Raw genomic sequence first — 11,970 nt, forward strand, 5'->3', positions numbered from 1 at the left:
TATTATATGTGTTACATTTCTACTCAGCTATTTAAATAAATTTATAATTTATTTTTTTAAGATTTACTTGTAAAATCCCTATAAATATGTAGAAAAATTGCTTTAAACTATCGCATCATCTCTTTTATAAAGGGCTATTTATATAAATTTTCTTAAACTAATATGTAATTTTATGTTTTAAGTTTATTAAAAAATTTATCTATGTAAATCAGGGGTAAATAAGTTTAATGAGGATAATATCTATTAAATTTGTTTAAATCTTTTAAGGAGAAAAAATGAATCGACGAGATTTCATCAAAAGTGCTGCAGCTAGTGCTGCTTGTGCTAGTGCTGGCATTGCTGTGCCAAGCTCGCTAAGTGCGGCAAACGAAGCTGAAAAAGGCTGGCGTTGGGATAAGGCTGCCTGTAGATTTTGTGGAACTGGATGTGGCATCATGGTTGCTACAAAAGAGGGCAAGATAGTAGCTGTAAAAGGCGATCCAGAAGCACCAGTAAACCGCGGTCTAAACTGTATCAAAGGCTACTTTAACGCTAAGATCATGTACGGCGAAGATAGGATCACTCATCCACTTTTACGTGTAAATGAAAAGGGCGAATTTGACAAAAAAGGTAAATTTAAGCAAGTAAGCTGGAAGCAAGCATTTGACGTGATGGAGGCTCAGTTTAGAAAGACTTATGATGAGCTTGGACCTCACGGCGTTGGCGTGCTTGGCTCTGGTCAATACACTATCCCAGAGGGTTATACAGCTGTTAAGCTTATGAAAGGTGGATTTAGAAGCAACAGCATAGATCCAAACGCAAGACACTGTATGGCAAGTGCGGTTCTTGGTTTTATGCAAGTTTTTGGTATCGATGAGCCATCAGGCTGCTTTGATGACATCGAGCTAACAGATACTATCATAGCTTGGGGTGCAAATATGGCTGAGATGCACCCGATCCTTTGGGCGCGCGTGAGCGATAGAAAGCTTAGTGATCCTGATAGAGTAAAGGTCGTAAATTTAAGCACCTACTCAACTAGAACATCAAATTTAGCCGATATTGAGATCATTTTTGCTCCGTCATCTGATCTTGCGATCTGGAACTACATCGCTCGCGAGATAGTCTATAATCACCCAGAGATGATAGATGAAGAATTTGTTAAAAAACACTGCGTCTTCACAGCTGGCCCAGTTGATATCGGATATGGTCTTCGTCCAGACATCCACCACAAAAAATATGCTCCAAGCGAGCTAGACACAGCTGCGACTGAGAAGTCAAAGGTGTTAAGCGAGGCTGAGGGCGTTACGCTTTCTTACCTTGGCCTAAAAGCTGGCGATACGCTAGAAAATAAAAATGCTGCAAAAGCTGGCGATCACTGGCAAATAACATTTGAGGAGTTCAAAAAAGCTCTTGAGCCTTACACACTTGACTTTACAGCTAAGGTAGCAAAAGGCGATCCAAACGAAGATATCAATGAATTTAAGAAAAAATTAAAAGCACTTGCTGATCTTTACATCGAGAAAAATCGCAAAGTCGTGAGCTTCTGGACTATGGGCTTTAACCAACACCAACGCGGCACATGGGTAAATGAGCAAGCTTATATGGTGCATTTCTTACTTGGCAAGCAAGCACTTCCAGGCTCAGGTGCCTTTTCTCTAACTGGCCAACCAAGTGCGTGCGGAACAGCAAGAGAGGTTGGAACATTCGTTCACCGCTTGCCAGCTGACATGGTTGTCGGCAATCCAAAGCATAGAGAGATCACTGAAAAACTTTGGAAACTACCTGCTGGCACACTAAATGCCGTACCAGGCTCACACTACGTAAAAATGATGCGTGATCTTGAAGATGGCAAGGTTAAATTTATCTGGGTTCAAGTAAATAACCCATGGCAAAACACTGCAAACGCAAACCACTGGATCAAAGCAGCTCGCGAAATGGACAACTTCATCGTCGTAAGTGACCCTTATCCAGGAATTTCTGCAAAAGTAGCTGACCTTATCCTCCCAACTGCGATGATCTATGAAAAATGGGGCGCATACGGTAATGCTGAGAGAAGGACACAGCACTGGAGGCAGCAAGTACTCCCTGTTGGCGAAGCGATGCCTGATATCTGGCAGATGCTTGAGTTTAGTAAGCGCTTTAAGCTAAAAGATGTTTGGGGCGAGAAAAAGCTAAATGACAAAGTGACACTTCCAAGCGTGCTTGAAGCTGCAAAAGCTATGGGATATAGCGAAGAAGATACGCTATTTGACGTGCTTTTTGCAAACGAAGATGCTAAGAAATTTAGCGCAAACGATCCGATCATGGAAAACTATGACAACACAGAAGTCTTTGGCGACAGCAGAAAAGTGATCGGCTCAGATGGTAAAGAATTTAAAGGATATGGATTTTTCATCCACAAATATCTTTGGGAAGAGTATAGAAAATTTGGCGTTGGACACGGTCACGACCTAGCTGACTTTGACACTTACCACAGAGTAAGAGGTCTTAGATGGCCAGTTGTCGATGGTAAAGAGACTCAGTGGAGATTTAACACCAAATTTGACCCATACGCGAAAAAAGCCGCTCCAAATGATAAATTTGCATTCTACGGCAACAAAAACGCAGCCCTTCCAACAGGCGATCTAAAAGGTGTGAAAAATCAAGAGAAAACTCCTCTTGCAAACAAAGCAAAAATTTTCTTCCGCCCTTACATGGATCCATGCGAGATGCCAAGCAAGGATTATCCATTCTGGCTATGTACTGGCCGTGTTCTAGAGCACTGGCATACAGGCACGATGACTATGCGTGTTCCTGAGCTTTATAGAGCCGTCCCAGAGGCGCTTTGCTACATGCACGAAGATGACGCTAAAAAGCTTGGCGTGCTTCAAAATGAAATCGTTTGGGTCGAGTCACGCCGTGGCAAGGTAAAAGCAAGAGTAGATCTAAAAGGTAGAAACAAGCCACCAGTAGGTCTTGTTTATGTGCCTTTCTTTGATGAAAACGTATTTATAAATAAAGTCTGCCTTGACGCTACTTGCCCTATCTCAAAAGAGACTGACTATAAAAAGTGCGCGGTTAAAATTTACAAGGCGTAAAAGTGGCTGATATGGAATTTTCAAGTAGGCGTGAAGCTTTGAAATTTGGAGCTAAGGCAGCGATCTTAGCTCTTGGCGGAGGCTTTATATGGTCACTTAGTGCCAAAGCCTCACCGCTTATACTTCTTAGACCGCCTGGTGCGAAAGCGGAGAAGCAGTTTTTGAAAAGCTGTATTAGATGCGGGCTTTGCGTAGAGGCCTGTCCATTTGATACGCTAAAACTTGCTACTCTTGAAGATGGTATAAGTGTCGGTACGCCTTATTTTGAGCCTAGAAAAATTCCTTGTCATATGTGCGAGCATATCCCTTGCGTGCCAGTCTGTCCGACTGGGGCACTAGACGCAAATTTAGTTAGCACAGCTGGCAAACTAGACATAAACAAAGCCAAAATGGGCGTTGCAGTGGTCGATATGAAAAACTGCGTGGCATACTGGGGCATACAGTGCGACGCTTGTTACAGATCTTGTCCGCTCATAGATAAGGCCTTGTATCTCGAGTATCGCCGCAACGAAAGGACGCAAAAGCATGCATTTTTGCTCCCAGTAGTTGATAGCGATATCTGCACGGGTTGTGGCGTGTGCGAGCGAGCCTGTATCACCGAAAAAGCAGCCATTACCGTGCTAAACCGCGAGGTTGTGCTTGGTAAAGTTGGCGATAACTACGTCAAAGGCTGGATAAAAGAAGATGAAAGACGCGTGGATGATGCCAACAGCAAGATAAAGCTCGACATCAAAAAGGCGACTGACTATCTAAATGGCGGTGAGCTATGAAATTTTTAATCTTAAGACGAATAACTCAAATTTCTATCCTAGTGCTATTTATCCTAGGAAATGTTTATGGAGTTAAGATACTTAGCGGAAATTTAAGCTCATCTACGCTTTTTGGACAAATTCCACTAAGCGATCCATTTGCGGTGCTTCAAATTTTACTAGCAAGCTTTAGCGTAGGCATAAATGCAGTAATCGGTGCGATCATCGTCTTTGCATTTTACGCGCTCATCGCTTCTAGAGCATTTTGCTCGTGGGTTTGCCCAGTAAATTTACTAACCGACATTGCTTACAAGCTAAGAGAGAAATTTGGCTTTAAGGGCGAGAAAATTTTAAACGCAAGTAAAAATTTGCGCTATTACTTGCTAGCGCTTGCTCTTATCTTAAGCCTAGCTCTGTCAGTGCCAGCATTTGAGAGCATTAGCTTTATAGGTATCATCCAGCGTGGCATTATCTACGGCTCAGTTAGCGCCATTGGCATCGCCCTTGGCATAGTGGCCTTTGATATGTTCGTGCTAAAGCGTGGAATTTGCTCACACGTCTGCCCGCTTGGTGCATTTTACGCGGTGATATCAAAATTTGCTCTTATTAGAGTAAAACACGACGCAAATGCCTGTACAAAATGTATGAAGTGCAAGCTCATCTGCCCAGAGGTGCAAGTGCTAGACATGATCGGCAAAGAGAGCCGCGCAGTTAGCTCAAGCGAGTGCATAAGCTGCGGTAGATGTATCGACGTTTGCGGTGATGGGGCGTTAAATTTTAGTATTAGAAATTTAAGGAGAGAAAAATGAAAATGAAAATAATGGCGCTTGGAGCACTATGCGCTGCCTTTTTAGCGGCATGTGCATTGAATAATCCAAGCATTAGCGATTCGCAAATCGGCCTTAGAAATGTCGATTTGTTAGATGATAAAGACGTTGTTTTAAAAGACATCAACTACACAAAAGAGCCAGCGGGTATGGCAAAGAGATTTGACAGATCTTTTGAAAATGCACCTCCATTTATCCCACACGACACTGAGGGCTTGGTGCCGATCACAAAAGATTCAAATATGTGCGTAACCTGCCACATGCCTGAGTTTGCAAAAGATAGCGGAGCCACTCCTATCCCAGCTTCTCACTTTTATGACATCAGAAACAAAAAAGATCTTGCGGGCAAGCTTGATGATGAGAGATATAACTGCACAACTTGCCACGTCGAGCAACAAAATGGCGTAACTCAGCTTGTTGGCAATAAATTTAAGCCTGACTTTAGAGATAAAAATGGCTCACACAAGTCAAATTTACTTGACGTTTTAAATGACGGCGTTAAGTAATGCAAAGCAGGCGAGAGCTAATTAGTAAAATTTTGGGGGCAAAACCTGCTCCCAAATTTATAAATCCGCCATTTTTTAGCGGTGAATTTGACTGCGCAGGATGCGATGCTAGCTGCGTAAGTGCCTGTGAAAAAGAGCTTCTTAGCTTTGAAAATGAAAGAGTTATTTTTAAAGTTAAAAAGCTAGGCTGCGACTTTTGCGAAGAGTGCGCAAAAGCTTGCCAAAGTAGCGGCCACATGGCATTAAGCTTAAACTCGCCAAAGAGCATAAACGCAAAGGTTAGCATCAACGTCGCTAGCTGCCTAGCGTGGAATGACACGATTTGTTATAACTGCCTTGATGCTTGTAAATTTAAAGCGGTTGAGTTTCTTGGTGTTTTTCGCCCTATAATCAATCAAAATTGCGTGAGCTGCGGCGAGTGCTTTGATGTTTGTTTTAAAAATTCGCTTGAGATGGAGGCTTTATGAGAGTTTTATTTTTTCTTTTTTGCTTGTTAAATTTTATCTTTGCAAATGAGATCACAACGCCTATTAAAGAGATAGAAGCTAGTGCAAATGTGCTTAATACTACGCTGATAAATGGCAAACTTTTTATCGCAACTGACGGCGGCACGGTTGAAATTTACGATCCAAAGCAGAGTAAATTTGAAGAGATCATCAAAATGGATGATATAAAAACATACGTAAGCGACCATGAGAGGCCAAAAATTTTAAGCATAGATGAGCTTGGTGGGAAGATCCTCATCCTAAGCGAGGGTGACTACGCTACAAAGGTGCTTTATCTAAGAGAAAATGGGCAGATGAGAAGCATAAAAATGGCTAATCAAGCGATAAAAAAGGCTCTATTTTTAGATGATGAGCATATAGCACTTGCCTCAATCAGCAATGAAATTTACTTTTTAAACCTAAAAAGTGGCGAAATTTATGATAATTTTAAAATATCAATCGCAATGCTCTCAGACATGGAGATAAGCGAGGATAGAGGCACGCTAGCGATCGCTTGCGAGAGTGGTAAGGTCTATTTTTACAATGTTCGCACTAAAAAAATGGACAAAATTTTAGATATCCACACTGATAATATCTACGACATAGCCTACAAAAATGGCGTCATGATCAGCGGAGGCACCGACAGGATCGTTGGCATCTTCTCAGCTGGAACGCTAAAAAAGATAAATACTGGCTTTTTGGTTTATGGCGTGGGGCTTAGTAGTGACGGCAAGATCGCTGCATATATGAGCGATGAGATGAGCGATGTAAATTTAGTTGATAGTGCTAGTCTGGAAAATATCGCGATGCTAAAAACTGGGCAAAGCACGATAAATAGCATAGTTTTCATAAGCGACAACGAGGTCGTGACCTCTGCTTATGAGAAGAAAATTTTATTTTGGAGAGTTAGATGAATATTTCAAGCCTGATAGTCTATACGGATAACAAAAACGAGAGCGTAAAAAGCGAGATAGGCAAGCTAAAAGAGTGCGAGATCATCACTGACGCAGAAGATAGGATCGTGGTGGTCGTTAGCTCAGAGAGTATCGAAGATGAGATCAGAGTTTTTAAGATGATAGAGGGCATTAGCGGCGTGGTGAGCGTTGCGATGGTTTATAGCTACCAAGAAGACGCTCAGGAGAATAGAGAAAGGCTTGAAGCAAACGGCAAGATAAGCGAAATCTTAACAAGTGATGACGTAAAAGCCGAAGATATCGCATATGGTGGTAGCGTACACTATAAGGTGAGGTAAATTTAACTCCGTTTTGGTTTGAAATTTAATCAATATGTTGATAGGTTTTTTAAATTTTACTCGGTCGCTCTAGCAACTTATTAAATTTAAGCCCTTGTCTCCCTTTTTGACAAATTTATATCTAAAAGCAAATTTTAAACTTTCATTCACTCGCAAGAATTGACTACTAAAATTTGGCTTCGCTTACCGCTTAGCTCAAATTTTAGAGCCGAAATTACTCGTTCATGAAATTTTAAAATTTACTTGACGCTTATCTGACTTCACAAGGCAAATTTACAAATTTTACACTCGCCTTAGCAACTTACTAAATTTAGGGCTCATAGCCATTCGCCACTAAATTTAGAAGCGTGATATGCTCGTTCATAAATTTTAAAATTTGATAGATAATTCTTGAATATTAAATTTAAAGTTTAGAATTTAAAAGGACTAAATTCCAACCCAGCTTAAACCAGGTTGGAATTTATGAAGATTGATGAAGTAGTTTGATTAAAATTTATTCTTTCTTACTTCGCTTACTATTGTCTTTGCCATGTTATCAACATCGCTTGTTACTTCATTGGCTTTATTGGCAATTACCACATTCTCTTTTGTTAGGTGATCTATTTGAGCAACTGATTGATTTATCATATTTATGCCTTCACTTTGCTCTTTTATTGATTCACTCATCTCATTTATTGATTGAGCTAGGACATTTGTATTTGCTTCTATCTCACCTAGAGATTTTTGAGTTCTTTCAGCTAGTTTTCTAACTTCATCAGCAACAACTGCAAATCCTCTACCATGCTCTCCAGCTCTAGCTGCTTCTATTGCAGCATTAAGAGCTAGAAGGTTTGTTTGATCTGCTATATCTCTAATGATAGTTATGATGTTTTTAATCTCATCACTTTGTCTTATAACATCAGCTGTCTTTTGAGAGATGGCATTCATTGAGCTAGACATTTGCTCAACTGCAGCTGCACTTTCTTGTAGGCTATTTGCTTGAGTATTTGCTGAGCTTGCTACTTTAGATACTGAGCTAGCTAGAAGTTTAGCTTTTTCTTCTAGTACTTGAGCTTGGTTTAAATTTGAGTTTAGCATAGTGCAAATTACCTCTCCCATATTTGATACTCCAAGTATCATAGCCTTTAGGTCAGCCTCTAGCTCTTCATTTATCTCAACCTTTGCTGTAAAGTCATTTTTAGTATATGAGCTAAGAACATTTGTTATGCCCTTTAAATTTGCCGAGATAGATGTAAAGAATTTATTTAGTAGCTCTTTTAGTTCATTTAGCGATGGGTTGTTTGGAGTTGAGCCTATCTTTGCTCCAAGGTTTCCTTTGATCATTAAATTTGCTACCTTATTTAGCTCATCTATCATAGTGCTATCTTTTTTGATGCCAGCTATGACTTTGTCGATGTTCTCATTTATCGCCTTGCTCATCTCACCAAATTCGTCATTTGATCTTACCTCTAGCTTGCTTGGTGCTTTTGCTTCGTAAGTTACAAATTTAAATACATCATCAAGCTTAGACTGGATGATTTTTATAGGGTTAAGAGACTTTTTAAGCAAGAAATAGACAAATGCTGAGAGGATAACGATAAATAGCACTGCTAGGATTAGCTGGATCTTTAGGAGTGGCATAGTATTTGACGTAAATACATCTTTTTGCATGGCAGTTATAGCCAGCCAGCCACGATCGTTTAGCTCTATGAAGTCAGCATATCTATCCTCGCCCTTTGTGTTTTTATAAGCAATTAGACCGTTTTCATTAAATTCTTTATTTTTATATCTATTAATTAGACCTATCGTAGTTGGATTGTCTTTGCCAACTAACTCTTTGTCAGGGTGGATGATGATCTTGCCATCTTTATCTACTACGTAAGCATAACTATAATCAGTCTTGCTGATACTCATAATCTCTTCACTGAGACTTGAAATATCGGCATTCATGGCAGCGACACCTTTATCACCGATAGGTGCTGAAAATGCTATCATCATGGCATTTGAGCTTGATGATTTATAAGGATCAGAAAAAGTTGCTTTTGCGCCTTTTGCGATCTTATACCAGTCTCTTGTTCTTGGGTCGTAGCCTTTGTCGCTTGGCATCTCATTCTTACCATTTGAGCGGTACATCGCTCCATCACTCTCATATCCAACAAAAATTCTCTCTATCTCAGGCGATACGATTAGCTTTGTCGTGCTTAAAATTTCATTTATCTGGCTTCTATCCTCTAGCTTTTCTAGCCTTTGGGCGATGCCATTTGCGGCATGTGTATTCTCGTCAAAAAATGTATTCATAGCGTTTTTTACATCTTTTAAAATTTGACGTTGAGATTGGATGACTAGCTCGATGGTTTTACTCTGAGCAGTATAGTAACTAGCGGCCGACATAGCCACAAACGAGATACATAGAGCAACTATTAGCATTAGTGCTATTTTATTGGTGATTGACTTCACACGAATTCCTTTACATATGATTTACATTGTCGCAATATCGGCTAGTTTAAAAAGAATTGTATAGCTGTTTAAGAAATTTTTCTTTAAAAATAAAAATTTTTGATCTACAAGATAAATTTATGGTCTATCTTTTATTAAATTTAAAAGATTTTCTCTGATATTTTCGTTAGTTAAATTTGAAATTTCGCCGTAGAAATTTCCCTCTTTATCTAGCAGATAGATAGCGGAGCTGTGAGCGACAGAGTAGCCCATAGCAGAGTTTTTAAGGTGCATTTTTTGGTATTTTACGCCGTAGTTTTTAGCTACTTTTGGCAGATCGTTCATCTTTAGTCCGTCTGCATCTTTGTAGAAATTTTTTGCCATTAGGGTTAAATTTTCAGGCGTGTCACGCTCAGGATCAAGGGTGATGAAGAGTAGCTCAAAGTCGTCTCTTTTTAGCTTATTTAGCTCATCGCCCACAAGAGAGAGCGTAGTAGGGCAGACATCGGGGCAGTAAAGATAACCAAAATATATCGCTTTATATTTGCCGTTATAGTTTTTAAGGCTCACTTCGCCATGCTCTGAAAGCGCCTTAAAATCATACTTGTTTGGCTTTATAAAAAGCATCGCAAGACCAGCACATATTAAGATTATTATTAAGCCCCAAAGTGTCTTTTTCATCATTTGCCCTTACATTTTTAGATCGAGATCGACAAAAAATCCAGTATCTTTTTCGCCATCAAGCAGCTTAAATCTATACCTCATAAGATCGACCACACAAGCACTTAGCACGACTTGGGCTATTAGGCTATCGCCCCTTTGATCAAGCCTTGCCTTTATAGAACCCATGTTCATATTTATGCCATCGATTACAAGATTTGGATCTTTTAGTCCTAAATTTTTGCCATTAATGATCTTAAAGCTAAACGGTCTCATCGCAAAGATTGGTCTTGGCGAGATGTCTATCTTTAGCTTAACGCCATTAAATTTCACCTCGCAAGCATCTTTGTTTAGATCACATTTTAAAGGATCAAGCGATGTATTTACATCGGCAAATTCAGGCGGATCCTCTTTGCTGACCATAAATTTATGACCCATCCAAAAAGCGCCTGCTACGATAAAGATGAGTGAAAAAATGATTAGAATTTTTTTCATTATTTGAAGTTTTTGGTTACTCCGATATTATCAAGCTTGATGCTCTCGCCGTTGCTAAATTTTAGCTCCAGATCAACCTTATCGCCATCTTTTATGGGCTTATTTAGATCCATAAGCATGATGTGAAGACCGCCAGGTGCTAGCTTTGTCTCGCCATTTTTTGGGATAACAGCGTCCTCAACCTGAACCATAGCCATCATGCCATTTTCCATCTTGTGGGTGTGAATTTCAGTGCTTTTGCAAACACTTGAATGAACGCCAACTAGCTTTACATCGGTATTTGAAGCATTTTTGATATCCATGAAAATAGCGCTGTTGTTTGTGCCAGGCTTTGTGTCTCTTGCTCTGACATGATCTAAGCTGATGTCAGCCGCCATTAGTGTAGAAGCCGCAAGCAATGCACCAAAAACAAGTTTTTTCATATTTTTTCCTTTATGGTAAATTAATAATGGTTTTCAGATTATACATATAAAGAAACTAAAATTCCCTTTAAAATTTAAAAATTGAAATTTTTTAGGTTATAATTACGCACTAAATTTTACTTTTTGGGACACTTCACTTGAAAAAGATACTATTTTTCTTCATCGCGTTAGCGCCTTGTCTTTTTGCCCAAAATTACGAAGAAATTTACTTAAAAAATGGCCCATCTGCCGTTATAGAAGCCATCGAAAAGAACATTTTAAGTAAGGACTACTGGCTAAACAAGCTCAAAGACAAGGACGTTAGATACGGATATTACGACAACGAGATACTTCTAAGCGTGGTTGATAAGACTGACAAAGAGCTTGAGGTCATCTCTTATAAAGACGGAGTTACAAAAAAACTCTTTAGCTCAAGCGTCATCGTTGGCAAAAATGGCGACAAACTGCTTGAGGGTGACCTAAAAACGCCAGTTGGCGTCTATCAGCTCACACGTAGATTTACGCCAAATGACAGATATCTTGGACCTCTTGCTTTTTCTCTTTCATATCCAAATTTACTTGATAAACTTGCAAAACGTAATGGCAGCGGCATCTGGATACATGGCTATCCGCTCGATGGTCAAAGGACAGATGAGCTAAAGACAAAAGGCTGCGTGGCTATGCAAAATGACATTTTGATGAAATTTGACGAAGTTATTGACCACAAAAAAACGCTCGCATTTATCTACGAGGACAAGCGTCCAGAAGCAAGCGCGAACGATATAGCGGTGATCATCTCTGGAATTCTTAACTGGAAGAAGACTTGGAGCGAGAGTGACATTGATAACTATTTGAAATTTTATGATAAAGACTTTGAGCGATATGACGGCATGAGTTTAGAAAATTTTAAAAATATGAAACGAGCAATCTTTTCTAAAAAAGAGAAAAAACATATCGCTTTTTCAAATTTTCTCATCACGCCTTATCCAAACCTTAAAAACGACAAGCTCTTTCGCGTGAGTTTTTATGAGGATTATGCTGCTGATACGCATAAATTTGCAGGTCAAAAGACCCTTTATGTCAAGCTTTATGGCGATGAGATGAAAATTTTTATAGAGGAGTAG

The 11,970-nt window shown here is 39.6% G+C and carries 12 protein-coding genes and 1 pseudogene; 8 read left to right on the forward strand and 5 right to left on the reverse strand.

The genetic code is table 11. The annotated features are described in order from the left end of the window. Window positions 1-275: 275 nt before the first annotated feature. Genes napA through F3G98_RS03710 form a run of 7 tightly spaced genes read left to right on the forward strand, consistent with a single transcriptional unit; the run spans window position 276 to window position 6,875 of the window. The gene (gene napA / locus F3G98_RS03680) at window positions 276-3,056 is read left to right on the forward strand and encodes a nitrate reductase catalytic subunit NapA (RefSeq protein WP_149725758.1); all 2,781 of its coding nucleotides are present in this window, start codon (window positions 276-278) and stop codon (window positions 3,054-3,056) included. Between the two features lie 11 nt (window positions 3,057-3,067). Further along, window positions 3,068-3,826, forward strand: coding sequence for a ferredoxin-type protein NapG (gene napG, locus F3G98_RS03685; protein WP_411160828.1), 759 nt, complete (start codon window positions 3,068-3,070; stop codon window positions 3,824-3,826). Further along, window positions 3,823-4,614 (forward strand): quinol dehydrogenase ferredoxin subunit NapH, encoded by a 792-nt coding sequence (napH, locus tag F3G98_RS03690; protein ID WP_103608475.1) that lies wholly within the window; start codon window positions 3,823-3,825, stop codon window positions 4,612-4,614. The genes napG and napH overlap by 4 nt, the downstream gene beginning before the upstream one ends. Continuing rightward, on the forward strand, window positions 4,611-5,138 hold the full coding sequence (locus F3G98_RS03695; protein WP_002939541.1) for a nitrate reductase cytochrome c-type subunit: 528 nt from the start codon (window positions 4,611-4,613) through the stop codon (window positions 5,136-5,138). The genes napH and F3G98_RS03695 overlap by 4 nt, the downstream gene beginning before the upstream one ends. Continuing rightward, a complete protein-coding gene (locus F3G98_RS03700; RefSeq protein ID WP_103608474.1) occupies window positions 5,138-5,605 on the forward strand; it encodes a 4Fe-4S dicluster domain-containing protein in 468 nt (155 codons plus the stop codon). The genes F3G98_RS03695 and F3G98_RS03700 overlap by 1 nt, the downstream gene beginning before the upstream one ends. Next, a complete protein-coding gene (locus F3G98_RS03705; RefSeq protein ID WP_103608473.1) occupies window positions 5,602-6,537 on the forward strand; it encodes a WD40 repeat domain-containing protein in 936 nt (311 codons plus the stop codon). Before F3G98_RS03700 ends, F3G98_RS03705 begins: the two co-directional genes overlap by 4 nt. Then, window positions 6,534-6,875, forward strand: coding sequence for a chaperone NapD (locus F3G98_RS03710; protein WP_103574268.1), 342 nt, complete (start codon window positions 6,534-6,536; stop codon window positions 6,873-6,875). The genes F3G98_RS03705 and F3G98_RS03710 overlap by 4 nt, the downstream gene beginning before the upstream one ends. 486 nt (window positions 6,876-7,361) lie before the next feature. Here F3G98_RS03710 and F3G98_RS11050 read toward each other — a convergent pair whose 3' ends face one another. The 5 genes and pseudogenes from F3G98_RS11050 to F3G98_RS03730 form a co-directional block, all read right to left on the reverse strand. After that, window positions 7,362-8,525 (reverse strand): methyl-accepting chemotaxis protein, encoded by a 1,164-nt coding sequence (locus F3G98_RS11050; protein ID WP_411160829.1) that lies wholly within the window; start codon window positions 8,523-8,525, stop codon window positions 7,362-7,364. A gap of 36 nt (window positions 8,526-8,561) precedes the next feature. Then, window positions 8,562-9,281: pseudogene (locus tag F3G98_RS11055) on the reverse strand (cache domain-containing protein); the annotation flags it as partial. Window positions 9,282-9,428: 147 nt separating this feature from the next. Further along, entirely contained in the window at window positions 9,429-9,971 is a 543-nt protein-coding gene (locus tag F3G98_RS03720; protein WP_103601875.1) for an SCO family protein, read from the reverse strand. Window positions 9,972-9,980: 9 nt separating this feature from the next. Continuing rightward, window positions 9,981-10,445: a hypothetical protein gene (locus tag F3G98_RS03725; protein WP_012001484.1), complete on the reverse strand. Its 465-nt coding sequence runs from the start codon at window positions 10,443-10,445 to the stop codon at window positions 9,981-9,983. Further along, window positions 10,445-10,867, reverse strand: coding sequence for a copper chaperone PCu(A)C (locus tag F3G98_RS03730; RefSeq protein ID WP_103608470.1), 423 nt, complete (start codon window positions 10,865-10,867; stop codon window positions 10,445-10,447). The genes F3G98_RS03725 and F3G98_RS03730 overlap by 1 nt, the downstream gene beginning before the upstream one ends. 137 nt (window positions 10,868-11,004) lie before the next feature. Between F3G98_RS03730 and pgp2 the strand changes: the two genes are divergently transcribed. Further along, window positions 11,005-11,970: a cell shape-determining L,D-carboxypeptidase Pgp2 gene (pgp2, locus tag F3G98_RS03735; protein ID WP_103608469.1), complete on the forward strand. Its 966-nt coding sequence runs from the start codon at window positions 11,005-11,007 to the stop codon at window positions 11,968-11,970.

This window comes from Campylobacter concisus (assembly GCF_902460895.1).
GTDB lineage: Bacteria > Campylobacterota > Campylobacteria > Campylobacterales > Campylobacteraceae > Campylobacter_A > Campylobacter_A concisus_BC.